Origin of the sequence: Streptomyces sp. NPDC046900 (genome assembly GCF_040644975.1) — a bacterium.
In the GTDB taxonomy this organism is placed as follows: domain Bacteria; phylum Actinomycetota; class Actinomycetes; order Streptomycetales; family Streptomycetaceae; genus Streptomyces.
Genome location: NZ_JBEYXD010000006.1, coordinates 126,920 through 151,423, shown reverse-complemented (window position 1 = coordinate 151,423; position 24,504 = coordinate 126,920). Strand labels below are relative to the sequence as shown.

Annotated in this window: 21 protein-coding genes; 5 read left to right on the top strand and 16 right to left on the bottom strand. The window is 72.1% G+C overall.

All coding sequences use genetic code 11. The annotated features are described in order from the left end of the window. Positions 1–44: 44 nt before the first annotated feature. On the bottom strand, positions 45–2,414 hold the full coding sequence (locus tag ABZ904_RS08955) for an FUSC family protein (RefSeq protein WP_361822148.1): 2,370 nt from the start codon (positions 2,412–2,414) through the stop codon (positions 45–47). Positions 2,415–2,675: 261 nt separating this feature from the next. Then, the gene (locus ABZ904_RS08950; RefSeq protein WP_359392653.1) at positions 2,676–2,894 is read right to left on the bottom strand and encodes a hypothetical protein; all 219 of its coding nucleotides are present in this window, start codon (positions 2,892–2,894) and stop codon (positions 2,676–2,678) included. Positions 2,895–3,218: 324 nt separating this feature from the next. On the opposite strand from ABZ904_RS08950, the gene ABZ904_RS08945 reads away from it, so the two are divergent. After that, positions 3,219–3,512 (top strand): hypothetical protein, encoded by a 294-nt coding sequence (locus ABZ904_RS08945; protein WP_359392655.1) that lies wholly within the window; start codon positions 3,219–3,221, stop codon positions 3,510–3,512. Positions 3,513–4,145: 633 nt separating this feature from the next. Here ABZ904_RS08945 and ABZ904_RS08940 read toward each other — a convergent pair. From ABZ904_RS08940 to ABZ904_RS08925, 4 genes are read right to left on the bottom strand one after another with little or no spacing between them, the layout of a single operon-like run. Continuing rightward, a complete protein-coding gene (locus tag ABZ904_RS08940; protein WP_359392657.1) occupies positions 4,146–5,288 on the bottom strand; it encodes an XdhC/CoxI family protein in 1,143 nt (380 codons plus the stop codon). Continuing rightward, entirely contained in the window at positions 5,281–7,419 is a 2,139-nt protein-coding gene (locus ABZ904_RS08935; RefSeq protein ID WP_359392659.1) for a xanthine dehydrogenase family protein molybdopterin-binding subunit, read from the bottom strand. The genes ABZ904_RS08940 and ABZ904_RS08935 overlap by 8 nt, the downstream gene beginning before the upstream one ends. Next, on the bottom strand, positions 7,416–8,408 hold the full coding sequence (locus ABZ904_RS08930; RefSeq protein WP_360997343.1) for a xanthine dehydrogenase family protein subunit M: 993 nt from the start codon (positions 8,406–8,408) through the stop codon (positions 7,416–7,418). The genes ABZ904_RS08935 and ABZ904_RS08930 overlap by 4 nt, the downstream gene beginning before the upstream one ends. Continuing rightward, positions 8,405–8,974 (bottom strand): 2Fe-2S iron-sulfur cluster-binding protein, encoded by a 570-nt coding sequence (locus tag ABZ904_RS08925; RefSeq protein ID WP_359392663.1) that lies wholly within the window; start codon positions 8,972–8,974, stop codon positions 8,405–8,407. Before ABZ904_RS08925 ends, ABZ904_RS08930 begins: the two co-directional genes overlap by 4 nt. 267 nt (positions 8,975–9,241) lie before the next feature. Here ABZ904_RS08925 and ABZ904_RS08920 point away from each other — a divergent pair, with 267 nt between their 5' ends. Beyond that, positions 9,242–9,820: a TetR/AcrR family transcriptional regulator gene (locus ABZ904_RS08920; RefSeq protein WP_359392665.1), complete on the top strand. Its 579-nt coding sequence runs from the start codon at positions 9,242–9,244 to the stop codon at positions 9,818–9,820. 171 nt (positions 9,821–9,991) lie between these two features. Here the strand turns inward: ABZ904_RS08920 and ABZ904_RS08915 are convergent, their stop codons facing one another. From ABZ904_RS08915 to ABZ904_RS08905, 3 genes are read right to left on the bottom strand one after another with little or no spacing between them, the layout of a single operon-like run. After that, on the bottom strand, positions 9,992–10,822 hold the full coding sequence (locus ABZ904_RS08915; protein WP_359392667.1) for a polysaccharide deacetylase family protein: 831 nt from the start codon (positions 10,820–10,822) through the stop codon (positions 9,992–9,994). Positions 10,823–10,867: 45 nt separating this feature from the next. After that, entirely contained in the window at positions 10,868–11,794 is a 927-nt protein-coding gene (locus ABZ904_RS08910; protein ID WP_359392669.1) for a DMT family transporter, read from the bottom strand. A gap of 7 nt (positions 11,795–11,801) precedes the next feature. Further along, positions 11,802–12,641 carry an SDR family NAD(P)-dependent oxidoreductase gene (locus ABZ904_RS08905; RefSeq protein ID WP_359392671.1) on the bottom strand — a complete coding sequence of 280 codons (840 nt, stop codon included), beginning with the start codon at positions 12,639–12,641 and terminating at the stop codon, positions 11,802–11,804. A gap of 372 nt (positions 12,642–13,013) precedes the next feature. On the opposite strand from ABZ904_RS08905, the gene ABZ904_RS08900 reads away from it, so the two are divergent. Beyond that, complete coding sequence (locus ABZ904_RS08900; protein ID WP_361822249.1) at positions 13,014–14,075, top strand: galactosyldiacylglycerol synthase; 1,062 nt, start codon at positions 13,014–13,016, stop codon at positions 14,073–14,075. Between the two features lie 63 nt (positions 14,076–14,138). On the opposite strand, the gene ABZ904_RS08895 is transcribed toward ABZ904_RS08900, so the two are convergent. The 4 genes from ABZ904_RS08895 to ABZ904_RS08880 form a co-directional block, all read right to left on the bottom strand. Continuing rightward, the gene (locus tag ABZ904_RS08895; RefSeq protein ID WP_359392673.1) at positions 14,139–14,588 is read right to left on the bottom strand and encodes an SPW repeat protein; all 450 of its coding nucleotides are present in this window, start codon (positions 14,586–14,588) and stop codon (positions 14,139–14,141) included. A 128-nt stretch (positions 14,589–14,716) separates the two neighbouring features. Beyond that, a complete protein-coding gene (locus tag ABZ904_RS08890; RefSeq protein ID WP_359392675.1) occupies positions 14,717–15,394 on the bottom strand; it encodes a dienelactone hydrolase family protein in 678 nt (225 codons plus the stop codon). 105 nt (positions 15,395–15,499) lie between these two features. Further along, on the bottom strand, positions 15,500–16,159 hold the full coding sequence (locus ABZ904_RS08885) for a phosphoribosyltransferase family protein (protein ID WP_359392677.1): 660 nt from the start codon (positions 16,157–16,159) through the stop codon (positions 15,500–15,502). A gap of 262 nt (positions 16,160–16,421) precedes the next feature. Beyond that, positions 16,422–17,513, bottom strand: coding sequence for a PP2C family protein-serine/threonine phosphatase (locus tag ABZ904_RS08880; RefSeq protein WP_359392875.1), 1,092 nt, complete (start codon positions 17,511–17,513; stop codon positions 16,422–16,424). A 690-nt stretch (positions 17,514–18,203) separates the two neighbouring features. On the opposite strand from ABZ904_RS08880, the gene ABZ904_RS08875 reads away from it, so the two are divergent. Continuing rightward, positions 18,204–20,255, top strand: coding sequence for a SpoIIE family protein phosphatase (locus ABZ904_RS08875; RefSeq protein ID WP_359392679.1), 2,052 nt, complete (start codon positions 18,204–18,206; stop codon positions 20,253–20,255). Positions 20,256–20,294: 39 nt separating this feature from the next. On the opposite strand, the gene ABZ904_RS08870 is transcribed toward ABZ904_RS08875, so the two are convergent. After that, entirely contained in the window at positions 20,295–21,131 is an 837-nt protein-coding gene (locus ABZ904_RS08870) for a LuxR C-terminal-related transcriptional regulator (protein WP_359392877.1), read from the bottom strand. 484 nt (positions 21,132–21,615) lie between these two features. Next, positions 21,616–22,452 carry a DUF1206 domain-containing protein gene (locus ABZ904_RS08865; RefSeq protein WP_359392681.1) on the bottom strand — a complete coding sequence of 279 codons (837 nt, stop codon included), beginning with the start codon at positions 22,450–22,452 and terminating at the stop codon, positions 21,616–21,618. Between the two features lie 121 nt (positions 22,453–22,573). On the opposite strand from ABZ904_RS08865, the gene ABZ904_RS08860 reads away from it, so the two are divergent. Continuing rightward, positions 22,574–23,374, top strand: coding sequence for a DUF429 domain-containing protein (locus ABZ904_RS08860; protein ID WP_359392683.1), 801 nt, complete (start codon positions 22,574–22,576; stop codon positions 23,372–23,374). A gap of 121 nt (positions 23,375–23,495) precedes the next feature. Here the strand turns inward: ABZ904_RS08860 and ABZ904_RS08855 are convergent, their stop codons facing one another. Further along, positions 23,496–24,353, bottom strand: coding sequence for an alpha/beta hydrolase (locus ABZ904_RS08855; protein ID WP_361822139.1), 858 nt, complete (start codon positions 24,351–24,353; stop codon positions 23,496–23,498). Positions 24,354–24,504: the final 151 nt, after the last annotated feature.

The following is a 24,504-nucleotide window of genomic DNA, read 5'->3' as shown; positions in this document are numbered from 1 at the left end:
CGCCGCGGCCGGCGGGCTGCCGCCCTTCGGCCATGCCTGCGGTGTCAGCGCTCCCCGGGATCGTGATCGCGCCGTGGGCCGGCTCGGCGGCGCCACCGGCGGGCAAGGGATGTGCCGGTCGTTCCGTCCGGACCGGCGGCCGCCGCTGCCGCCGCCAGGCTGGGCTGGAGGCGGCGGGCGACGTCGAGGTGGTCGGAGGTCCAGATGATGCGCACGGCGGTGCCGGTGGCCTGTCCGCGGTCGTCGGTCAGGTCCTGATGGAGGGACGCGACCAGGCGTGCCTCGGCGGCGGGACTGCGCGGCAGCGGATCGGGCACGGATGTGTGCATGGTCAGGCCGGTGGCCAGGGACCGGTACCAGTCGGACACGTGGTTCGCGGTGTTCAGCAGGACGAGGCGGGCGTCGGCCCGGTCCGCCTCCGTGTGCGGCTGTCCGTCGCGTTGCCACAGCATCAGCACGGCGTCCGCGGCGAGGCGCAGTCCTACGATGCCGGTGACCAGGGTCGTCATGTCCGCCAGGGGGACCGGTTTCGCGCCGTGTTCGGCGAGGTAGCCGCGGAAGGCGTCATCGAGCCTGCGGGCGGCGGCGGCCGCCTGGCGGCCCAGGCGCACCGGGGCGTCGGCCGGTGCGGGATCGGGGCCGCAGCGGCGGACGGCGTACCGCACCGCGCCCGCCAGATAGCGGGCGCTGTCCGTGTACGCCGTGGCGAGGGCCCGGTCGACCGCGGCCGCGGCACCGCGCGGCCAGAAGAGCAGGCCGACCACCATGCTCACCGCGCAGCCGAGAGCGATGTCCTGGACCCGCAGCAGGGCGATGTGCCAGTTGGGGTCGTGTCCGATGTTGAACAGGATGACGAGGGTGATGGTGAAGGCCGCCTGTCCGGCGGCGAAGGAGATGGCCGTGGGTGCGATGCCGGCAACGAGCACGGCGAGGGGCAGCAGGAACCACAGAGGTGTGCCGTGGTGCCCGAACGGGTGCAGCAGCCCGGCCCCGATGAGCGAGCCGGCGACGGTACCGCCCAGGGCGCGCAGCGCGTTCTGACCGGTGTTGAGCGCGTTCGAACGCAGTACGGAAAGGGTTCCCAGAAGCACCCAGAACGAGTGCTGAATACCGGCCAGGTCGGCGAGGGCCACCGCGGCGCCGAGGCCCAGCGCGCCCCGGAGACTGTTGTGGAGCCAGACCGAGTGCGGCTGCAGATGCGCGGCCGCCCGCTCGTGCGCCGCCGCCAGGGGCCCGCCCAGGGCGCCGGGATCTCGGCCGAGGAGACGCTCGGCCCAGCCACGCCGTTCGGCGGCGGCCGCCAGGTCCACGTTTCCGGCGATCTGGAGCGTCGCGAACCCCAGTTCTTGGGCGCGGAACGACAGGTCCAGCGTGCCGAGGAAGGCGCGGACCGCCGATTCGGTGGCCGGGCTGGGCCGCCGCAGGGGCAGTCGGGTGGTGGCGCTGCGTTCCATGTCCGCAAGGGCCGAGCGCAGTCGGGTCCTGGCTGCCTGGAGAGCGTCGGGGGGCTCGCGCGGCGCGTCCAGCAGTTCGGCGGCCCGGTCCAGCACTTCGGCGCCGGCCCGGCGGACGCGATGGGCCGCCGGGTCGCAGGCCGGGAGGTCCTCGTGCGGGGGCGGCCTGTCCGCCACGATGGCGCACAGCCAGGTCAGTTCGTCGACGAGGCGGACCAGGGCCCGGGAGCCGGCGGACAGCCCGGTGGGCCGGTAGGGGGTGGCATCGAACGCGCGGCGCAGCTCGCCGGCGGCCGCGGCGGCTTCCTCGGCCGCGGCGCGGCACTGCGGGACACCCGGCGCGTTGGGCCCGCCCGCCAGCCGGGCGGCGTCGATGCGCAGTTGCGCGGCGGTCGCGCGGCAGACACGCGAGGCGGGCGCGCTCAGGGGGTCGGCCGCCGGGCGGGGCCACAACAGGGAGATCGCCAGTAGGGACGCGGCGGCCGCCAGGCCCGCTCCGGCGAGCCGCTCGGGCAGCTGCGACAGCGTCCCGGAGGAGGTGACCGGGAGGATGAAGGCCAGCAGCAGTGCCGTCGTCGCCCCCGACAGAACGGAACTGACCACGGCGGAGAAGAGGATCAGGAAACCCACCAGGACCATCGAGGCCACCGCGAGCCAGACCTCACGGGCCACGAGTGTGCCGAGGCATATGAGTACTATCCAGGCCACCGCGAGGCCCAGCTGGGCCCGCAGCCGCTGCACCATCGGGCCGGTGAACTCGACGAGCAGCAGCATCGAGAAGGAACCGAACGCCGCGAAGGTCGCCATGGCGGGCGATCCGATCACCTCGCCGCACAAGGCGAACAGGCCCGGCATCACGAGCGCCGTGCGCACTGCCCGGCGGGTCGCCGCGAGCTCTGGATCGTGCGCACGGAGCCAGGCCGGGGCCTGGCGCAGCCGGACGCGGCCCGGTGTCCGCATGCGCCCACACCTCCCGTCCGCGCCCCGCCGGGGCCCCGGATCCGGGCTCCTCGGCGAGGACGAGACCGACGGCCGGGTTGTCGTCCCGGGCGGATGGCCGCCCGGATTCGCCGACGCCCTCGCGCAGCCGAGTTCACCCAGCGGCGCTGCGGCACGGCAGGCGAGGGCGTTCGTCGTCCCTTCAGCCGCCACAGGGTGAGGCACCCGCGAGCACGACCGATCCGCCACCGCGGTAGGCCGTACGGACTGGGTCAGCCGCGCTCAGCCGCTCCTCGGCCATACCTCGGGTCCACCACCGTGCCACTCGATCAGGGGTGACTCGGCGACATCCAGTTCGTCCCAGCCCTCCAGCCCGGCACGCTGCAGGAGCACCGCCAGATCGTGCAGGCCGTACGCCATGCCCAGGATTTCGCCGTCGGCCCGGACACGCCGGCCGCCGGTCTCGGAGGGCGGGGAAACGATCACGCGACGCTCGGCCATACCCCCAGATTCACCCGTCAGGGGCAGGCCCGCATCCCACGGCGCTCGGGCGGGCCCTCGCAGCTCGGGCGGGCGGGTGTCCGGCTGGCCGGCACCGGCCGCTTCGCTGCCCGCTCGGGCGCTGATCCGTAACGACGCGGCCTAATTGTGAAGGAGCGGTTGACGCGGCGCGCCTGGAATGCAAAAGTCCGGCCGTTCCCCTACGTGACCACGAGGTCACTCAGGCATACGCCGCCGGCCCAGGCGGCAGCTGTGCCGTGCCCTCCCGGCCCTCGACACCCCGTCCCCGACGTTGACCGAACTGCCCGCTACTTGAGGAAGACCATGCGCCACACCGCCGCCGTATTCGTCGTCGCCGTGCTCGCGTTGACGGGCTGCTCCGCCCTCGACTCGGGCAGTGACGGGTCCGCGAAGCCGACCTCCACTGCTGCCGAGACCGCGAGCGCGGAGCAGATAGCCGCCTGCACGGACGCCCTGGTGGCCAGGAAGAACGACACCGCGGACGACGGCACGCCGGAGTGCAAGGCGCTGTCCCCGGAGGACTACCTGAAGGCGCTTCAGGCGGCGAAGGAGAAGGGAGCCGACGCGACGTCGGCCTCCGCCAGCACGCAACCGTAGCCCTCGCGTCGAGCAAGTCCGGGAGAACGCCGAGCCGTTGGCGAAGGAGAAGGAGCCGCCGCCCGTCGGCCCCGACAGCGCAGGGGACCATGCGCTGTCGGGGCGTACCGGAGCCCCCGCTGCCCAGCCCGGGCGGCCGGTTCGTGCCCGGTGTCGGCGACCGGGAGCAGGACGTCGGACGGGTGGCGCCGGCACGGCGGTGTCCGGTCAGTACAGCTGACGGTAGGTCATGCGTACTTTCCGGTCGGCTCCCGAAAGCTATCCGAGCCGGGACCTGCCGGACGGGCACGCCCCGGCTCCGGCGGGACCGATCCCTCTTACGGCCGAGGCGGGCGGGCACCTGGTCCGTGCCGGTGCCCCGGTCCGTCCTGCGCATGATGCAGGCTCCACTTGGGCCCCGCCCAGCGAGCGCGGAGCCCCGGTGTGCCGGATTCGGGGCGGGGCGGACGGCATCACTGGACCGGACGTTCAAGGACCGCTGGTGCCTCACGAGCCGAGGCCGAGACCGCCTCGGTCATCGGCACTCAGTGGCGGTGGGCACCTGGCATACAGGCCGTCAGAACGTGGGCGTCCAGCCGCCAAAGGGCCACTCGAGTCCGTCGACCCGTGCCCGGGCCGGGACCGTCCTGCCGCTCAGGCGGCCGCGACGCGGCCCCGCTCTTCTGCGCCATGGTGAATCGGCGTCCCGGAGCCGGTCAGCGGGACGCCCGTGCCGCCCCGCCGGGCCGCGACGATCTCGGCCGCGATCGACAGAGCGGTCTCCTCGGGCGTCCGGGCACCCAGATCGAGGCCGATCGGCGACCGCAGCCTGGACAACTCCCGCTCGCTCACCCCCGCCTCACGCAGCCGCCGGTTGCGGTCTTCATGGGTGCGACGTGAGCCCATGGCGCCGACGAACGCGACCGGCATCCGCAGCGCCGCCCTGAGCAGGGGTACGTCGAACTTGGCGTCGTGGGTGAGCACGCACAGCACCGTGCGCCCGTCGGTCGCGGTACGCCGCAGGTAGCGGTGCGGCCAGTCGACCACGACGTCGTCCGCGTCGGGGAATCGGGCCCGTGTGGCGAAGACCGGCCGGGCGTCGCACACGGTCACGTGGTAGCCGAGGAACTTGCCCGCACGCACGAGCGCGGCGGCGAAGTCGATCGCCCCGAAGACGATCAGCCGAGGCGGGGGCACATGCGTCTCGACCAGCAGGGTGAGGCCGCCCGGGCAGTGCGAGCCGTCCTGCGAAAGCTCGACCGTGCCGGTGCGCCCGGCCTCCAGCATGGCCCGTGCCTCGGCCGCCGCGGTCCGGTCCAGTTCCGTCCGCCCGCCCAGATGGCCCTCGTACGCTCCGTCGGGGCGCACGAGCACGGCCCTGCCGAGCAAGGAGGCCGGCCCCCGGGCCACTCGGGCGAGAGCCGCGGGCTCATGCCGTACGGCTGCCGCCAGCGCCGATTGCAGGACCGGCCGTGCGGGTGACTGCGTGCCGACCGGAGTGACCATGATGTCGATGACCCCGCCGCAGGTCAGCCCGACGGCGAAAGCGTCCCGGTCGCTGTAGCCGAAGCGTTCCAGGACCGTCTCGCCGTCCCGCAGCGCCTGGACGCACAGCTCGTACACCGCCCCTTCGACACAGCCGCCGGACACAGAGCCGATGACCGTGCCTTCGCTGTCGACGGCGAGGGCCGCGCCGGGACCGCGCGGCGCGCTGCCGCCGACGGCCACCACGGTGGCGACGGCGAAGTCCCGGCCCTCCTCGATCCAGCCGCTCAACTGCCCGGCGATGTCAAGCATGGGGCGCTCCCGTGCCGGCCGACAGAACGCGGTCGGGACGGATGGGCAGATTCCGGTGGCGTACACCGGTGGCGTGCCAGACCGCGTTGGCGATCGCCGCCGCGGCGCCGACGATGCCGATCTCCCCGATGCCCTTGATGCCGACCGGGTCGTCCGGGTCCGGGTCCTCCAGCCAGTGCGCCTCCAGGTGCGGCACGTCGGCGTGCGTGGCGACGTGGTAGCCCGCGAGATCGGCTCCGACATGTCCGCCCGAGGCCAGGTCCCTGACCGCCTCCTCGTGCAGTGCCATGGAGATGCCCCAGGTCATCCCGCCGACGAACTGGCTGCGTGCCGTGAGCGGGTTGACGATCCGGCCCGCCGCGAAGACGCCGAGCATGCGTCGTACGCGTACCTCTCCCGTGGTGGTGTCGACGGCCACCTCGGCGAACTGCGCTCCGAAGGAGTGCCGTTCCTTCGGCGTGAGGGCGCCGATGGCCGCGGACGTGTTCGACCGCACCGTGATGCCCTCCGCGGGGACGGCGGTGCCGAGGGCGAGTCGCTCCCGCACCTCGCGCGCGGCCTCCGTCACCGCCCAGGCCCAGGAGCGGGTGCCCATCGACCCTCCGGCGATCATCGCCGGCCCGAAGTCGCTGTCCCCGATCCGGACCCGGACACGGTCCGGGACCACCTCCAGGGCGTCGGCCGCGACCAGGGTGAGCGCGGTCCTGGCCCCGGTTCCGATGTCCGCAGCGGCAATCCGCACGGTGAAGGTGCCGTCCGCCTCCGCCGTCACGACCGCGGTGGACGGTCCCGCTCCCGCGGGGAAGGAGGCCGCCGCCGTGCCGGTGCCCAGCAGCCAGCGCCCGTCGCGGCGCAGGCCGGGACGCGGGTCCCGGTCCGCCCAGCCGAATCTGCGGGCGCCCTCCCGGAAACAGGCGAGCAGGTTGCGGCCCCCGAACGGCAGCCCGGACACAGGACCTCGCTCGGGTTCGTTGCGGGCGCGCAGCTCGATCGGGTCGATCCCGCACTTCTCGGCGAGTTCGTCGAGTGCCGCTTCCAGTGCGAACGAGCCCGGTGCCTCGCCCGGCGCGCGCATCCACGTCGGTGTCGGCACATCGAGTCGTACCACCCGGTTGGCCGTGTGATGGGCGTCGGCGTCATACATGACCCGTGCGACCCCGGCGCTCGGCTCGACGAACTCGTGCACGGTCGAGGTGAGGTTGAGGGAGCTGTGCTCCAGTGCGCGCAGCCGTCCGTCGGGGCCGGCGCCGAGCCTGACGCGCTGGGTGGTGGGACTGCGGTACCCGGCGAGGGAGAACATCTGACGACGGGTCATGATCACGCGTACCGGGCGCCGCAGTACGGTGGCGGCCATCACGGCTGCGACCTGGTGGGCGCGGACGCCCTTGCTCCCGAAGCCGCCGCCGACATGTTCGGACCGCACCCGCACCGCGGCCGGGTCGAGGGAGAACAGTTTGGCGAGTCCGTCCGCGACCCAGGTGGTTCCCTGGTTGGAGTCCACGACTTCGAGCCGCCCGTCGTCCCACCGGGCCATCGCCGCGTGCGGCTCCATCGGGTTGTGGTGCTCTTCCGGCGTGGTGTACTCCGCGTCCACGACGACGGCGGACGCCGCGAGTTCGCCGTCGAGGTCCCCTCGCTCCGTCACCCCCGGCATATGGCCGTCCACCGGGTACGCATCCGGGTGCCCGCCGGTGAACGCCACGTCGTGCGGCTCCTGCGCGTAGTGCACCACGAGCGCCTCGGCGGCCTCCCTGGCCTGTTCGGACGTCTCGGCCACGACAAGCGCCACCGGCCAGCCCATGTGCGGCACGCGGTCGTGCTGGAAGAGGGCCGAGGTCGGCTCCGGCGCCACCCCCAGGAGGCCGGTGTGGTCGCTGTCGACGCGCGGGGCGTTCTGGTGGTGCAGCACGGCGAGGACACCCGGCATACCGAGGACCGGAGCCGTCTCCACCGAGCGGATGCGGCCGCGGGCGACGGTGGACAGCACCAGCCAGCCGTGGGCGAGTTCGGCGAAGGGGATCTCGCCTGCGTAGCGGGCCGCCCCGGTGACCTTGTCCCGGCCCTCCACACGGACGTGCGCCGTCCCGACGGAGGCTTTGGCCGTCGCGGTCCCGGTCGTCAGGGTCGTCATCGGTCGGCCTCCTCGGCGAGTTCGGTGAGCACGGCCACCACGAGGTTGCGCATCAGTGTCACCTTGTATCCGTTGTGCGGCAGCGGCGCGGCCGCCGTCAGTTCGGCGTCCGCGGCGGCGGCGAAGGTCTTGCCGTCGGCCGGCGCGCCGGTGAGGACGCGTTCGGCCGTCCGGGCACGCCACGGCCGGGACGCCACGGCGCCGAAGGCCAGACGTACGTCCTGCACGACACCGTCCCGGACGTCGAGCGCACCGGCGATCGAGCCGATCGCGAACGCGTACGAGGCACGCTCCCGCACTTTGCGGTAGCGCGATCGGGCGGCGACCGGAGCGGGCGGCAGGGTGACGCCCGTGATCAGCGCTCCCAGTGGCAGCGCGGTCTCCCGGTGCGGGGTGTCGCCCACCGGCAGGTAGAACTCGGTGAGCGGCAACTCGCCCGGCCCGTCCACGGTTTCGTAGGAGACGACGGCGTCGAATGCGGTCAGCGCCACGCCCATGTCCGAGGGGTGGACGGCCACACAGTGCTCGGAGGCACCGAGGATCGCGTGGTTGCGGTGCTCGCCCTCGACCGCGGGGCAGCCGCTGCCCGGGACACGCTTGTTGCACGGCCTGGTCACGTCGGCGAAGTAGCCGCAGCGTGTGCGCTGGAGCAGGTTACCGCCGACCGTGGCCATATTGCGCAGTTGCCCGGAGGCACCGGCCAGCACCGCCTGTGCCAACGCCGGATACCGTCGCCGTACTTCGGGGTGGGCGGCGAGATCGCCGTTGGTGACGGTGGCGCCGATGCGCAGGCCGCCGTCGTCCGTCGACTCGATCCGGTCCAGGGGGAGTTCGCGTACGTCCACCAGCCGGGCGGGCCGTTCCACCCCGGTCTTCATCAGGTCGACGAGGTTGGTGCCGCCGCCGAGGAAGCGCGCGTCCGGATCGTCACCGAGCAGGGCCACCGCGCCGGCGACGTCGGACGCCCTCTGATAGCCGAATTCCCTCATGCCGCCGCCTCCGCGTCCTGCGCCTCCGCGCCGGCAGCGGCCGCCCGGGCGACCGCCTGCACGATCGACACATACGCGCCGCAGCGGCACAGGTTGCCACTCATCCGCTCCCTGATCTCGTCGTCGGTGAGCGGTGGTGGGCCCGCTTCGGGCCGGACGTCGTCGGTGACGGCACTGGGCCAGCCCTCGGCGTGTTCCTTGAGCACCGCCACCGCGGAACAGATCTGTCCGGGGGTGCAGTAACCGCACTGGTAGCCGTCGAGGTCGAGGAACGCCTGCTGAACGGGGTGGAGCCGCTCGCCGTCGGCCACGCCTTCGATGGTGGTGATCTCGCGCCCCTCGGCGGCCACCGCGAGTTGCAGGCAGGAGACGGCCCGGCGCCCGTCGACCAGTACGGTGCAGGCACCGCACTGTCCCTGGTCGCAGCCCTTCTTCGTGCCGGTCAGATCGAGGCGCTCGCGCAGTGCGTCGAGCAGGGTGGTGCGGTGGTCGACGGACAGCGCGTACTTCTCGCCGTTGATGTTCAAGGTGATGTCGCTGTACGTCGACAAGGGGGCTGGGGCCATGATCAGCCTTCTTTCCCGTATCAGGGGCACGTGGGGGCGGTCCGGCAGGCAGAGGACTCGGGGGGATGGCGCTGTACGTAGCGGTATCGCTTGCGATGCGCGCAGGATGCGGGGGACAACGCCGATGGGCGGCCACCGGCAGGCGACCTCGGCCGTGTCCGACGCTATGGTGGAGCTAATCGGACAGCTGTCCGGTAATGAGAAACGTAACGGACAGCTGTCCGGTTAGCAAGGCCGGGTTCGGCCGGGGACCCGCGAGGAGGGCGAGTGCAGCGGAAGAAGGAGGCGCCTCTGCGCTCGGACGCGCAACGAAATCGCGAGCGCATCCTGGAAGTGGCCGTGACCGAGCTGACGCGCTGTGCGGACACCCCCCTGAGTGTGATCGCCAAGAAGGCGGGCGTCGGGCAGGGCACTTTCTACCGCAACTTCCCCAATCGCGAGGCGCTCGTCCTCGAGGTGTACCGGTACGAGACGCAGCAGGTCGCCGACAGCGCGGCCCAGCTGCTGGCGACCCGGGCGCCGGACCAGGCGCTGCGCGAGTGGATGGACCGCCTCGCCCGGTTCGCCATGGCCAAGGCCGGTCTGGCGGATGCCATCCGGCAGGCCACCAGCGCCCCCGGGAGCCCCGCGAAACCGGGCCACACACCGGTGACCTCCGCGGCCGAACTCCTGCTCCGCGCGAACGAGGAGGCCGGCACCATTCGTCCGGGGGTGACCTCCGACGACTTCCTCCTCGCCATCGCCGGCCTCTGGCAGATCGATCCCCGCACGGACTGGCAGCCGCGCGCCACCAGGCTGCTGGACCTCGTGATGGACGGACTGCGTGGGGGAGCGCCCCGGGTCTGAGCAGCGCGCCCCCGCCGTGCTCAAGCGCGAGGGCGCATGGCCGGTTTCGCCTGCGCCCACGGCATGAATGCGGCGCGCCCGCCGGTGCGGGCGACTCGGGTGCCCCCGCACCATCACGGGCGCGCCGTTCCGGACATCGTCGGCGCACCCTTCGCATCGGTGGCTTCCGGGCTACGGCTCCCCGGAGCCGACCGGCTTGGGCCGGCCGCTGCCGACGGCGACCGCGAAGGCACCGTGGTTCTTCACGCGCGCTCCTCCGGTTCCCGTGCCGTGTTCGGCGAGCGGACCCACGGTCAGACCGGCGTCACGGCAGGCGTTCACGATCCCCGGCAGCGCGCCGAGTGTGGCACGCCAGCAGCCGGCGGCCGAGGTCCGGTCGGAGTCGTGCAGGAGCAGGGTGCCGCCGCCCCGCAGGTCGGCTTCGGCGACCGCGCGTACGGAGTCGGGCGTGGCGTCGGCGGTCCAGTCCCTGCCCCAGGCGGTCCACAGCACCGGTTCGAGCCCCGCCCTCCGGGCGGCCGCCCAGCGCCCCGAGGTGAGGATGCCGTAGGGCGGGCGGTACCAGCGCGGCGCACTGCCCGTGATGGCACGCACGGCATGGACCGCGCGAAGCAGGTCGGCCGTATCCCGTCCGGGGGAGGGCAGCCACGGGCGGTCATGGGTCCAGCCGTGCACGGCGAGTTCGTGTCCGCGCTCCAGGGTCTGACGGGTCAGTGCCGGGTACTGTGCGACGGCCTCGCCCAGCACGAAGAAGGTCGCCCGCACGCCGAGACCGTCCAGCGCGTCGAGGAAGCGCGGTGTGGACGCCGGATCCGGACCGTCGTCGAAGGTGAGGGCGATGTGCCCGGGGCGGCCGACACCGGCGAGCCGCGGGAAGCAGCGGCGCCGCAGGCCGGGCAGCCAGGTCACGGCCGGACCGATGTGCGCGGCCGCGACCGCGGCGAACGGCGCCAGGGCCATGCCGGCACGCATGGCGGGGGAATGGCCGGGGGGATGGGGCATGGGTGAGTCCGCCTCCTTCGGTGTCGCGGTCCGGGGGTGGCCGGTTCACGACCCTTGATGTGCCGGTCTCTGTGCGCCGGGGTCCGCGCCGTTGCGGCCTCCCGGCGCCGAGTCCCAGGCGCCGCTGACCGACGGGGCTCTCGCCAGCCCGATGCTTCCGGCCCCGATGAGCGCCACACCGACGAGTTCCGGCAGGATCCGCACACCGAGGGCGATCTGCTCGCCGAACAGCGCCCACCCCAGCGCCACACTGGTCAGGGCGTCGCCGAGGGTCAGGGCGGGTTGGGATGCCGCCAGGGTCCCGGCCCGCAACGCGCTCTGCAACAGCAGGAAGGCGACCACCCCGACGCCGACCGTCGCGTACGGCGGCCATTGCGCCAGCACGGTGCCGGACTCCTGCCCGACTCTTCCCGTGACCTCCTTCAGCAGCGCGGCCGTGCCGGCGAACGACACCGCGGACGCGAGCCCGAGCAGCCCGGCGCGCGGGGCGCCCCTGCACAGGCGGGCCACGGCCACCAACAGGGCGACGGCGCACAGCACCGACACTCCAGCCGGCAGCCAGCGCCCCGGCAGAGCCGTGGACCGGCCGGGAGAGGGATTCGCCGTACCGAGGAAGAGAGCCAGCCCGACGCCGAGGGCCACGAAGGCCAGCCAGGTGCGACGGTCGGGGTTCCGGTGGAAGACCACGCTGCCGACGGCCAGGGTGAACAGCAGCTCACTCGCCATCAGGGGCTGGACCAGGGACAGGCTGCCCACGGCCAGTGCGGCGGCCTGTAGCACCGTCGACAGGGCGAGCATGCCCGCACCCGCCAGCCAGTGCGGCCGCCGCAGCACCCCGGCCAGCCACCGCGCCGCCTGGCGCACCCCTCTGCCGCTCTCCGGCTCGTCCGTCGCGGCCCGGCGCTGCAGGACCGACGCCGAGGCGTTGCAGAGCGCCGCGAGCAGGGCCAGGAGGACCGTCAGCCAGCTCACCCGTCACTCATCCGAACCTGGCGGCGAGCCGCCGGTACAGCCCCGGTGCCGCGCCGCGCACTCGCGCGGGCAGGCGCAGCCAACCGGGTACGAAAACCTCGTCCCGGCCCCGGCACACGGTCGACCAGACGGCCTCCGCCACCCGTTCGGGCGGCACCGGCTTCGGCCTTGACCGCAGATAGGGCACCCCGCGCCGATCGAAGAACGGAGTGTCCACCACACCGGGGACCACATGGCTGATGCCCACACCCGTGCCGCGCAGTTCGTACCGCAGGGCGTCGGCGAAGGTGCCGAGTGCCGCCTTGGCCGCGGAGTAGACGGCCTCGTCGCGTACGCCCACGGTGCCCGCGAAGGATCCGATGATCACTACGCGTCCGGAGCCGGCTTCGACCATGTGGGGGAGAAGCTGCCGTATGAGGTGCATCGTGGCGAGCACATCCACGCCGATGACCTCGTCGATGTCGCGGGCCGGCATGCTGCCGAAGTCGCCCGCCCAGCCGATGCCGGAGCACGCCACCAGCAGGTCCACCCGGCCCAGGCGGTCGAGTGCGAACTCGGCCAGCCGGCGGTGGGCACCCGGCGTGGTGTGATCCGTGGGGAAGACGATTGCGGAGGTCTGCGCGGCGACACAGGTCAGCCGGGTCATGTCGCGCCCGTTCAGCACCAGCCGCCACCCTCCCTCTGCCGCGAGGCGCCCGGCGACGGCGGCTCCGATGCCGGAGGACGCGCCGGTCACCAGTGCCGTACCCCGCCGAACCGACCGGCCATCGGAACGCCTGCCCGTCTCGGACGGCGCGTCCACAGGGAAGGCGGAAGCGGATCGAACACGGGAGGGAGCATGAGACATGGCGGCTGACCTCAGCTGCGACTGGCGGACACCGGAGTGACGGGCGGAAGGCGACTGCTCCTGGGTTCGAGCCAAGGATGCGAACGGCGGGTATCCCGCTCGCCACACTCCGAAACTCGGAAGGGGGTCGAAGGCGTTTGGACATGGATGGACAGGGACAATCGGTACTGATGTGTGCATTTTCCCCTGCGTCGCCGCAGCGGGCGACGCGAGCGGACGCGACCTGTCCGCCGACGACAGGTGACGGGCGCGGCTCCGCCGATGGGATCGCACCACGATCGGCCGCCCCCGCAGCCTCTCCCGCATGCCGTGGCTGACCCTGCCCGGCGCGCCCGGCGTGACTCCCGGCGGCTGCTGATCGTCAGCGCGAGCATGGGGTCCGGACACGACACGGTGGCCGCCGAACTCGCGCGCCGTGCGTGGAGCAGCGGTCACGAGGCACATGTGGTCGACGTCCTGGGTCTGCTGCCGCCCGGCCTGGGAATGGGCCTGCGCAGCGGCTACCAGGCATCCGTACGCAGCTTCCCCTGGGCGTACGCGGCGGTCTATCGCGTGTTCCTGCGGCGCGGGACCGGCCGTCGGCCCAGTGGCGTGTCGCTGGCCAGGCTCGCCGGCGATCGCCTCATGGCACTGGTGCAGGACACCCGCGCGGACATGGTGGTTCCCGTCTTCCACCTCGGCGCGCAACTGACCGGTCATCTGCGGTCCCAGGGCCGGCTCCGGGTGCCGAGCGTCGTCGTCCTGATCGACTTCGCCGTGCACCGGCAGTGGCTCCACGAGGGCAACGACAGGTATCTGTGCGTCACGGACCAGGCCGCGGAAGAGGTGCGTCAGGACATCTCCGTACCCGCCGACGCGGCCGGACCCGTCGTGGCACCGGAGTTCTTCGCGCCGGCGGCCACGGCGGCCCTGTGGGCACGGCGCTTCGAGCGGCACGCTCCCGGACGCCCGCCGGTCCTTCTGTCCGCGGGCGCCTGGGGAGCCGGCTCCCGCCTCCCCGGCACCGCACGGCTGCTCGCCGCGCGCGGTTTCCTTCCGGTGGTCCTGTGCGGTCGCAACGAGCGGCTCCGCAGCACCCTGTCCGGCGACGCGGGAGTGCTCGCCCTGGGCTGGAGCGCCGACATGCCCGGGTTGCTGCACGCAGCCCGGGCTCTGGTCGACAACGCCGCCGGACAGACCGCGGTACAGGCCCTTGCCGCGGAGCTTCCGGTCGTGGGGTACCGGCCCCTGCCCGGCCATGGCGCGGACGGGGTACGGCGTATGGCCGCACTCGGCCTCTCCGACCTCGCGGTCGACGAGCGTGAATTGCTCGACGCGCTGGGACGAATCGCCGTAGCCGGTCCCGACCGGAAGCGCCGTACGGCTCAGGGCCGCGCGCTCTTCCGGGACGATGTCCTGACACGGCTGCTGACGGTCATCGATACGGCCGCCTGATCAGCCGAAGGACGTCCTGCGTCCGGCGGGAGGTCCCGCCGGCTCTCGGCAGGTTCTCCGGGCTCACCGACCGCGGCGGGCTACGCCGATGGTCAGGCCCATCGTGGCGAGCCCCAGAAGGAGCGTCACCGCGCCGAGGACGCAGTTGTTCCAGATGATGCCGGCCGTCGCGCTGTGGGCCGCGGTGACCACCCAGGGGGAGATCAGAAGCCACACGCCGAGCGGCGCGACCACCCACGCCAGGCGGAACATGCGTTCCGGTGCCATGGTCAGGCACAGCCCGATGAGGGCGAGGGTGATGCCGACGATCAGATTGCTGACGGTGAGATTGCGCTCAGAAGCCGAGAAGTGCACGACCCAAGCTGAGATCGCGGCGTAGACGCCCGCCAGGAGGATCAATCCCTCGATGGCGATCGCCGAGCCGCTGGAGGCCGTGCGCTCGAGCCGTTCCCGCATCTCTGCCAGTTCGGGATGCGTGCCCATTGCACTGGTGGACTGCCGCGGATACGACATCGCTGCCGTCTCCCCTCTATGAGAGGTTATTCCCTTAGGCAACGAATTCCCCAATATGGGTGATTTATTCATCCTTTATGGCATTTGCTCCAGTCAGTCAGGGCAGCGGAGGCAACGCGTCGGGAGAGTCACCCCGGCTGCCGCCCCTCGGGGCCTTCCCTCTGGGGCAGATGGGCCAGGAACCACCGCCCGGCGGCCTCGGCGACCTGCTCCAGGGCGCCGGGTTCCGGGAAGAGATGGGTGGCACCCGGTATCACGTAGATCTCGTGCGGCGCCGACAGCGCCGCGGCGGCCTCCTGATTGAGATTCAGGACCGTTTCGTCGTTGCCCCCGACGATGAGCAGGACCGGTGCCGTCACCTGCTCCAGGGCGTCGCCCGCCAGGTCCGGCCGCCCGCCCCGGGAGACGACCGCATACACCCGCTCCGGTTGCTCGGCCGCCGCCATCAGCGCCGCGGCCGCCCCCGTACTGGCCCCGAACAGGCCCGCGGGAAGGCCCCTGGTGTTGGGCTCCTGCGCCAGCCAGTCGAGAGCGGCGCCCAGGCGCCGGCTCAGCAGAGGAATGTCGAAGCGGTACTGGGCCGTCGCCGCGTCCTCGCGCTCTTCACGTTCGGAGAGGAGGTCCAGCAGCAATGTGCCCAGTCCCATCTTGTGCAGTTCGGCTGCGGCCGCGCGGTTGCGCACGCTGAGCCGGGAACTGCCGCTGCCGTGTGCGAAGAGCACCACCGCGGGTACGTGCCCGGGCACCACCAGGTCACCCGTGAGCACCGCTTCCTCGGTGGGCACCATCACCAACTCGGAGATCATCCTGTTCATCTCCCCGTGGCTGTCCGATATCCGGTCACTGCGGGTACCCAGGATGGGACGACACACGCGCTCCGACGGTCCACCACCGGCCGCGACGTCCCGGGCTCAGGCCGGGTGGAGGTCCCGCAGCTTCTCGAGCGCCTCGAGCACTTCCTGATCGGAGACCTGCTCGAAGTCGGAGTACCACTCGCCCACCGACCCGAGGTGCTGCGGCTGGTGCAGGCAGATCACGTCGTCGGCCTCTTCCTGCAACTCCCGCGCGGCGTAGCGGCTGCACACGGGGACGGCGAGGACCAGGCGGTGCGGGGCCTCGCGGTGCAGATGGCGCAGTGCCGCCCGAGCCGTGATGCCGGTCGCCAGTCCGTCGTCCACGAGTACCACGGTGCGTCCCGTGACGTGTGGCGCGGGGCGCCCTGCCCGGTAGAGACCTTCGCGCCGGTACAGTTCGGCCCGTTCCCCGGCGACCTCCGAACCGAGCTTGTGCTCGTCCAGCTGCATCGCCTCCAGGCCCACGGCGTCGAACAGCGGCGGATCGTCGTCGACGATCGCGCCGATGCCGATCTCCGGCGCACCGGGCACGCCGATCTTGCGGACGACCAGTACGTCCAGGGGGACCTTCAGGGCCCGGGCGATCTCCGCCCCGATCGGAACACCGCCGCGTGGCAGCGCGAGCACGATCACGTGGGTGAGATCACCGCTGCCGGCCCACTCCAGAAGCCGTTCGGCCAGTTCCTGTCCGGCTTGCCGACGGTTGCGGTAACGCACGGCGTCGCTCCCTTCCTCGCCTCCTGGCGCGGGCCTGCGGGGCCTGCGTACAGGGTGGTCGACTCCCGCCGTCGCGGACGGAGCACCCATGGATGCCTATTTCGCCCCATACCCACGCAAGATGTGCTTCAACGAGCGCGGGTACCCAGCGTGCCGACACAGACGCCGAATCTGCGCTCGAATTCGGGTGGACGGTGCCGTGCGGCCGCTGGCCGCTTTCCCTGTCGACCACCTGGGGACCGCTCGGGCGGCTCGGCAGACCTCAGAGCTGCATCAGCTGGTCCGCCGGGTCGGGGAGGCGGTAGGCGGCGAGTACGGCGGTGTCGTCGTCCAGATGTGCGTTGCTGAAGGCGAGCAGGTCCTGGTGCAGGTGGTCCAGGAGCTCACGGGGCGGGAGTGCGCCCCATTCCCGGAGGCGTTCGATCAGGGGGTAGAAGTTTCCGTCGGGGTCGCGGGTCTCGGTGACACCGTCTGTGTAGAGCAGCAGTTGGTCGCCGGGCCGCAGGGACTCGACTTCCACGCGGTAGTGGTCGCCGATCAGAACGCCGAGGTTGATGGGGGGCGAGGGATCGGCCGATTCCAGCTCGGTGACCCCGCCCGGGCCGATGCGCAGGGGCGGTGGGTGGCCGCAGTTGACCAGGCGCACGACGGGTTCGTCCTCGGGGATCTCGGCGAACACCGCGGTGACGAAGCGCTCCGCCATCTCGCTGCCGGGCAGCTCGGCGGCTCGGCGGGCCATGCTCGTCTCCACCCGGTGTGCGACCGCGGCCAGATCCGGCTCGTCGTGGGCGACCTCGCGGAAGGCGCCCAGCATGGTCGCCGCCGTCTCCACGGCGACCAGGCCTTTGCCCCGGACGTCACCGATGAGCAGGCGGACCCCGTGCGTGGTGGGCACGGCCTCGTACAGGTCCCCGCCGATGTTCGCCTCCGCGGCGGCGGAGAGGTAGAGGGTTTCCACACAGACCTGGCCGAGGCGGTGGGGGACCGGGCGCAGCAGGACGCGTTGCGCGGTTTCGGCCACGGCGCGCACCGTGGCGAGGGCTCGCTCCCGGCGGGTGCGGTGGGCGGCGACGATGGCGCCGAGGGCGCCGATCAGGGCGGTGGAGATGTACGCGGCCACATAGTGGCGCTCCCACAGGAAACCCACCGAGCGGCCCGCACAGCACGGGGTGCCGGCAAGGAGGGCCTCCAGGGCGATGGCGCAGACCGTGACGACGGCGACCGTGGTGGGGCCGTGGGCGAAGGCGGCGACCAGGGGAAGCGCGATGAGCAGGAAACTCACCGGCCATTGCACGGGAGTGACCGGCTCGATGGCCAGGACGATGGCCACGTACATGGCCGGCAGCCAGCGCATCCATGCGGGCGGGGCGGGCACCTGCATGCCCGAGTTGTTCGGCTGGGGCGCACGGCGGTCCTCGGCGCGACGGCGGCCAGGCTCGATCACCCGTCGCTCCGCAGGGGGCGAGCCCACATCGGCACAGGCCTCGGGGGACCCGGGGGGCACGTGGTCGCACGGCCCGGCGCCCGGGTAGAGCCCCGGCGGATCCATTCACTCGGCCTGTGCACAAGAACTCCTGGCAGGGCATGGTCCAACACAACCGGCCTGATGCGGTCCGTCAGATCGACCCGGTCATTGCTCCGCAAAGGGCATGTCAGGATCTTTGGTCGATCCTACGACATAAAGATCACGCAGAGTAGGTCCCGCACGCCGCAGTGCACATACTGCGGCAGTGCACGTACTGCGGTGGTAAGCGGGGGGAGCGACAAAGCACTGCACAGCCGCATCGGTACCGGGAGCCGAGAACCGTCGTCGGGACCTCGACCGCCACCGCGACTGACCGTGCGCGGCCGTGACCGGTCGGTTGCCGCCCTCTTCGTCCACCGCGGGGGGCCGCGTCCGGCGGACCACCTGTGCATGTCAACGAGTCGCATCCGGGCTGGGTTGGGTACTCGGCGAAAAACAGCATGGAACGACCGGAAGCCGGCCATGGAACATGGCGGATCCCGCCCGCGGTTCATGTCGGCACACGGAGGGAGATCTGGGATGAAAACCGAATCCTTCCACGTGAACGGCGACCAGTCCGGGGCGACCGGGCTGCTGGACCTCCTCAGTGTCGCGGCGGTGGTGCTGGACTCCGAAGGGCGCATCGTGTTCTGGAGCCCGCAGGCCGAGGAACTGTTCGGCTACACCGCGGAGGAGGCCCTGGGGAGCTACGCGGCGCGCCTGCTGATCCAGCCGGAGCACTTCCAGGCGGTCCTCACCCTGTTCGCCGAGGTGATGCAGACCGGCCGCAGCTGGGCGGGCGCGTTTCCCATCCGGCACAAGGACGGCCATACCAGGCTGATGGAGTTCCGCAACATGCGGTTGCTGAACGACGTCGGGGACGTCTTCGCCCTGGGCATCGCCGCCGACCACCGCACACTCCAGCGCGTGGAGACCGACCTGGCACTGTGCGAGCGGCTGGTGAACCAGTCTCCGATCGGCCTCGCCCTCCTGGACCCCGAGCTGCGCTTCCTTCTGATCAATCCCGCATTGGAGCGTATCGACGGCTTGCCCGCCCACGAGCACATCGGCCGTCATCTGAAAGACACCCTGTCCATCCCCGACATCGATACCATCGTGTCCGCCCTGCACCAGGTCCTGGCCACCGGAACCCCGATCCTCGACCAGTATTCCGTCGGCCGCACCCCCGCCGATCCCGACCACGACCACGCCTGGTCCATCTCCTTCTACCGGCTGGACGACCCGGGCGGACGCATTCTTGGCGGCGCGATCTCGGTCGTGGACATCACCGAGCGCCATCGGGCGGCCACCGAGGCCGATCGGGCGCGACGCCGTCTCGCCCTCATCGCCGACGCCTCCGCCCGCGTCGGCACCACCCTGGAGGTGGACCGTACCGCCCGCGAACTGGCCGATATCGCGGCCCCCGTTCTCGCCGACATCGTCGCCGTGGACGTGCTCGACTCGGCCCTCGCCTGCCGCCGCACCGGCACACCCGACAGCGGCCCCGAGCTCTTCCGTGCTCTCGCCTTCAAGGCGGCGCACCCCACCGTGGCCCTCCGTGCCGCCGATCCGCCCGGTGACCTGGCCACCTACGACAGCGACCGACTGGTCACCCTGTGCGTCCACACCGGCCGGCCGGTCCTGGTGCGGCACGTGGGCGAGAACGACTTGATGCGCATCGCCCGTGACCCCGAGGGCACCTCGCTGCTGGCTCGCGCCGGCGTCCACTCCTACCTCGCCGTGCCCCTGATCGCCCACGGCGAGGTGCTCGGGGCCCTCGACCTCAAGCGCACCCGCAACCCCCTGCCGTTCGACGACGACGACGTCGTACTCGCCAGTGAGCTGGCCGGTCGCGCCGCCGTGGCCATCGACAACGCGCGGTGGTACCAGAGCGTGCGCAACACCGCCCTCACCCTCCAGCGCAGCCTGCTGCCCAACCACCCGCTGCACCACAACGGTCTGGAACTCGCGACCCGCTACCAGCCCGCCCAGGCCACCAGCGAGGTGGGCGGCGACTGGTACGACGTCATCCCCCTGGCCGACGACAAGACCGCGCTCGTGGTCGGCGACGTCATGGGCAACGGCATCGACGCCGCCGCCACCATGGGCCGGCTGCGGACCGCCACCTGCGCCTACGCGGACCTCGACCTCGCCCCCGACGCGGTGCTCCAGCACCTGGACAAGATCACCTGCGATCTGGAGCACTACATCGTCACCTGCGTCTACGCCGTGTGCGATCCGCAGCGAAGGCAGTGCCACATCGCGAACGCAGGACACATGCCGCCCGCTCTGGTGCGTCCCGGACGCGCACCCACCCTGCTGGACCTTCCGCCCGGAGCTCCGCTCGGTGTCGGCGGCGTCCCCTTCGAGACCACCACCGTCGACCTGGGCCCCGGCGATCTGCTGATCCTCTACACCGACGGACTCGTCGAGACCCGCCACCACCCCATCGACGACCGCCTGGACCTCCTGCTGAGTCTCCTGGACGAACCCTCCCGTCCGCTGGAAGAGACCTGCGACCTCCTGCTGTACGGGCTCCGCCACCCGGACGACCACGACGACGTGGCCCTCCTCGTGGCCCGTGCCCAGTAGCGCATGTGCGTCCGCGACACGTGCGGGGCGGCACGGTCGCTAGGGAAGGAACGCGGCGGTCCCGGACGACGTTCCGGCTTCGGGTCCTTGCCCGCGGCGCGGAGGCCGGGGCGAGGCAGGCGTGGGCACGAGGCCCAGCTGCTGGGCGCGGAGCACTGTGCTGATGCGGTCGCGTGTGCCGAGTTTGCGGTAGATGTTCTCGACGTGCTTGTGGACCGTACGGCTGGAGATCCCGAGACGGCGCCCCATGGCCGCGGCGGTCAGGGCGTCCGTGAGGAGCAGAAGGACGGTGGTCTCCCGGGGCGTCAGATCGCAGTCCTGGGCGGGTCCGTCAGGGGCAGCCGCGGTGTCCGCCCGGACCACCGTCCGCTGCCAGCGTTGCAGTAGCCGCCGCTGCTGCTCGACAGCGGCCAGGAGGGGCTGCATCTGCCGGCCCAGGCGTATGTGGTCGTCGTCGAAGTCCTTGCCGGAGCGGTAGATGAGGCATCCGGTGACCGGCGTGCTCGACCCGGGCAGCGGGATCGCCAGAACATGGTTCACGTCCATGAGTTCGCCGATCAAACGTGCGGTCGGGCTCGAAGGCCATCGGGTCCCGGCGGCCTGACGGGCCGTGACAGGCGCCCGGTCGTGTTCCGTCGCGTAGTGCTGTGCGAAGGGGTAGCCGGCCCGCAGAAGTCCCATGGACTCCTCATCGAGCAGCTCGAACGCCGCCGCCCCGCCGGGTGGCAGGCCCACCGTGCCGCTGCTCTCGTTCCACTCGTCCAGCTTGTAGATCAGGGCTTCGCCACCGCACACGCCCGGCAGGGTTTCGGCGAGAAGCGGCCACAGCCGGTCCGGGTCACGCTCGTGCAGCGCTGCCACGGCCACCGACAACATGCGCTCATAGGCATTGCCCCGCCCGTACGTCACTTGTCCCTCTCCACCCGTCCGCGTACGCAGTTATACCCATAGCAGCGCAGGGCCCTACTGACGCAAACTTCAACCGACGCGCGTCATGTTCTCGGATGGGCTCCGCCGCCCCCGCGCTGGGGTGGCCGTGGCCGAGGGCATCGGGTAACCGTGTAGACCGTGACTTGCCATCGCTCGTCGAGGTCGACGAGGTCGATGAGCCGGTGCATGGCCGCGCTCCCGCGCATCGTGGCCGGGTTCTCCGCGGTGGTCCTGGCCCGCGCGGGGCGCCGTTTTCGGACCGACACCACAGTCTCGGGCGGCCGTTCCTGGCTTCGCCCGGTGAATCCCGTGCGGGCCGCCGGCACAGGGGACCGGCGGCCCGCACGGTCGGCGACTCCCCGCGGTACGGCGACAGACGTGCCGGCGGGCCCGGAGGCAGCTGTGCCCCAGGACCGGACGAAGCCGTGGCTCAGAGCCTGGACCAGCGCGCCAGCGCGAAGGAGAAGAGCCCGAACAGAGCGACGCCGACGGCGACCAGCGCCAGCAGCCATGGCCCGAACGGGGTGCCGGCGAACGAGCGGAGCGTGTCGTCCAGTCCCTTGGCCTGGTCGGGCCGGTACCTGATCGCCGCCCGCAGTGCGAAGGCCCCCGCCGCGGCGAACACCAGTCCGCACGCCACGCCGCCGCCCACACCGGTGATGTCCACCAGCCGCCGGGCCCTCGGGGACATCTCGCCCAGCTTCAGGTCCTCGTGGAAGTCGCGCCGCACGGCCCGTATCCCGATCCACACGCCGGTTCCGATGACGCAGGCCGCGGCGATCCCGACGATCCACTGGCCGGCGGGCATTCCAAGGACCTTGGCGGTGACGTCCCGGGACTGTTCGTCGCTGGACCCGCCGCCGTCTCCGGCGCCCGCGGCGAACAGCAGTACGGAGTAGGCGACGAACGCATAGAACACGCACCGGACCAGCGCCGGCAGTCGCTGCTTCGCCTTGCCGCCGTCCGGCCCGACCGAGCCGAACACCGCCTCGGACAGCTGCCATAGCGCCATGCCGGCGAGCCCGATGCCGAGCGCCCACAGCAGGACGGCGCCGAACGGCTCGTGCGCGATCTCGGCGACGGCGCCGCCGCGATCGGCCTGCTGCTTGCTGTCACCGAAGGCGATCCGCAACGCCAGTACGCCGATCAGCAGGTAGATCACCCCGCGTGCGGTCAGCCCGGCCCGGGCGGCGCCCCGTGTCACAGAGCCCTTCGCGGCACGTCGCGCCGCCATCCGGCCGGACGGGCCCATGGCACTCGTTTTCATCTCGACCTCCCGGAACCCGGATGCCCCGGCAACCGGCGGACACGCGCACGGTTCACCCGCTGGGCATGTGTGCCTCAGCGGGAAAAGTCGACACGAGCGCGGGCTGCGGAAGGATTTCGGCATGATGCGGCGGCAGGTGGTGACGGTCGGCGTCGACCTGGCGGCGAGTGCACGGCGTACCGCTGTGTGCCGGACGGTCTGGGGCGCCAGGGGTGAAGTGACAGTGGAGTTCGTGGTGCCCGACGGGGACGACGAACTGCTGGCGATCGTCCGGGCGGCCGACAAGACCGGACTGGACTGTCCTCTCGGCTGGCCGTCGGACTTCGTCGCGACCATCGCGGCCCACCACCAGGGTGTACGGCTGCCGCCACCGGTGAGGTTCGAGGCTCGTGCGGACGGAAGACCAGGTCTGGACGCGTTGCGCTTCCGGCTGACCGACGACCTCACTTGGAAGGCGACGTCGATGCGGCCACCGCTGTCGGTGTCCACCGACCTGCTGGGTGTGGTGGCGCTGCGGGCGGCCTATCTGCTGGACGCGCTGGCGGCGGCCGGCGTCACCGTGCCCCGTGACGGATCGGGACCGGTCGCCGAGGTCTACCCGGCGGCCGCACTGCGGCGTTGGGGGATCCGCCCGGCCCACAGCTACAAGAGCGGGGCGCCCGAGGCGCGGGTCGTCCGGGAGCACATCGTCGCAGCGGTCGAGGCGGGCCTCGGGCTGCCGCTGCCCGAGCAGGTGCGTGCGCGGTGCGCCGACAGCCATGACCATCTGGACGCCCTGGTCTGTGCCCTGGTCGCCCGCGCCGTCCAGTGCGGCGGCACCGTGTGGCCGCACTCTCCCGACGAGCGTGCGGCGGCTCGGCAGGAGGGGTGGATCCATCTGCCGGACGCGAGTCTTGCCGCCTTGAGGACGGGGTCCCGCTGAGGGCCACGTCCTGGCGGCGGCAGGACGACCGGGACGGCGGTCCCCACCCATGGACTGTCAGGGAAGGCGCCGCTACGGGGCGGCCGCAGTTCGCGGCACGGAGGCTTGGCGGCAAGGCGGGTCACCGGGACCGAGTGGTCCCCTGCCCGAGGAACGCCGTGGTCGTCGCCACGAACGTGGCCGCGTCGTCGAGCCACGGGAAGTGGCCCGCTCCGGGCTGGACGACGCACTGCGCGTTCGGAAACAGCCCGGCGAACTCCGCCGTCGTACGGGGAGGGGCTCCCGTGTCGACCTCGCCGGCCAGCAGCAGCACCGGTGGAGTGAACCGGGCGAGGGCGGCGCGGGTGGCCTCCGGATCGAAGGCGCCTTCGGCACCGAACGCTGCCACGATCTCCATGCTCAGCTGCTCGTCCTCGGCAGCCCGGTGGGCGCGGGCCGTCTCGTCCCAACGGCCGTAGGAGAACGGCGCGAGGGCCTGCCAGTGCTCGTCGGTGCCCCGACCCGCGAGGATCGCTTCGAGGGCCGCGAACGCGCCCGGGAACCACGGCTGGTCGCTGCGCAGCAGCGCGGTCTCGCGCCGGAGTTCGGTGGTGATCGTGATCCCGACGGCCCTGACGCTCGGCGTGACCAGTACGAGCTTGTCCACTCGTTCCGCATGGCGGCTCACGTACTGGGCCGCGAGATTGGCTCCGGCGCAGTGGGCGAGCAGATCCATCCGCTCCAGGCCGAGGTGCCGGCGCAGCGCCTCCACGTCGTCGACGAGCCGGTCGCAGCGGTAGGAGACGGGGTCCTCGGGGGTCGCCGACCCGCCGATTCCCCGGATGTCCAGCATGATCAGTTGCCGGTGCGCGGACAGGCCTCCGAGGTCGCCGAGGTATGCGGAGTCCTGGGGGCCGCCGGGCAGGCACACCACGGGGACGCCGTCTCCGAACGCGTGGTATGCGAGCCTGGTCCCGTCGTGCGCGGAGAAGGTGGGCATGGCCCCGACACTCTCAGCGGCGCCCGGACGGCGGCAATGGGTTTTCGCCGGCGTGCGCTGCGGGCAGACGCCGACCCGGGCGGCCATGGGGCGCTGACACAGCCGGTCTGCGGTCCGATGCGCGCCCGGTGCGCCGGGCCGGTGATGGCCC

What these genes read in the sequence shown, in the direction of transcription:
- ABZ904_RS08955 (WP_361822148.1), bottom strand. Translation starts at nt 2,414, where the DNA reads ATGCGGACACCGGGCCGCGTCCGGCTGCGCCAGGCCCCGGCCTGGCTC.
- ABZ904_RS08950 (WP_359392653.1), bottom strand. Translation starts at nt 2,894, where the DNA reads ATGGCCGAGCGTCGCGTGATCGTTTCCCCGCCCTCCGAGACCGGCGGC.
- ABZ904_RS08945 (WP_359392655.1), top strand. Translation starts at nt 3,219, where the DNA reads ATGCGCCACACCGCCGCCGTATTCGTCGTCGCCGTGCTCGCGTTGACG.
- ABZ904_RS08940 (WP_359392657.1), bottom strand. Translation starts at nt 5,288, where the DNA reads ATGCTTGACATCGCCGGGCAGTTGAGCGGCTGGATCGAGGAGGGCCGG.
- ABZ904_RS08935 (WP_359392659.1), bottom strand. Translation starts at nt 7,419, where the DNA reads ATGACGACCCTGACGACCGGGACCGCGACGGCCAAAGCCTCCGTCGGG.
- ABZ904_RS08930 (WP_360997343.1), bottom strand. Translation starts at nt 8,408, where the DNA reads ATGAGGGAATTCGGCTATCAGAGGGCGTCCGACGTCGCCGGCGCGGTG.
- ABZ904_RS08925 (WP_359392663.1), bottom strand. Translation starts at nt 8,974, where the DNA reads ATGGCCCCAGCCCCCTTGTCGACGTACAGCGACATCACCTTGAACATC.
- ABZ904_RS08915 (WP_359392667.1), bottom strand. Translation starts at nt 10,822, where the DNA reads ATGCCCCATCCCCCCGGCCATTCCCCCGCCATGCGTGCCGGCATGGCC.
- ABZ904_RS08905 (WP_359392671.1), bottom strand. Translation starts at nt 12,641, where the DNA reads ATGTCTCATGCTCCCTCCCGTGTTCGATCCGCTTCCGCCTTCCCTGTG.
- ABZ904_RS08900 (WP_361822249.1), top strand. Translation starts at nt 13,014, where the DNA reads ATGGGGTCCGGACACGACACGGTGGCCGCCGAACTCGCGCGCCGTGCG.
- ABZ904_RS08895 (WP_359392673.1), bottom strand. Translation starts at nt 14,588, where the DNA reads ATGTCGTATCCGCGGCAGTCCACCAGTGCAATGGGCACGCATCCCGAA.
- ABZ904_RS08890 (WP_359392675.1), bottom strand. Translation starts at nt 15,394, where the DNA reads ATGATCTCCGAGTTGGTGATGGTGCCCACCGAGGAAGCGGTGCTCACG.
- ABZ904_RS08880 (WP_359392875.1), bottom strand. Translation starts at nt 17,513, where the DNA reads ATGCGCTGGCTGCCGGCCATGTACGTGGCCATCGTCCTGGCCATCGAG.
- ABZ904_RS08875 (WP_359392679.1), top strand. Translation starts at nt 18,204, where the DNA reads ATGAAAACCGAATCCTTCCACGTGAACGGCGACCAGTCCGGGGCGACC.
- ABZ904_RS08870 (WP_359392877.1), bottom strand. Translation starts at nt 21,131, where the DNA reads ATGTTGTCGGTGGCCGTGGCAGCGCTGCACGAGCGTGACCCGGACCGG.
- ABZ904_RS08865 (WP_359392681.1), bottom strand. Translation starts at nt 22,452, where the DNA reads ATGAAAACGAGTGCCATGGGCCCGTCCGGCCGGATGGCGGCGCGACGT.
- ABZ904_RS08860 (WP_359392683.1), top strand. Translation starts at nt 22,574, where the DNA reads ATGATGCGGCGGCAGGTGGTGACGGTCGGCGTCGACCTGGCGGCGAGT.
- ABZ904_RS08855 (WP_361822139.1), bottom strand. Translation starts at nt 24,353, where the DNA reads ATGCCCACCTTCTCCGCGCACGACGGGACCAGGCTCGCATACCACGCG.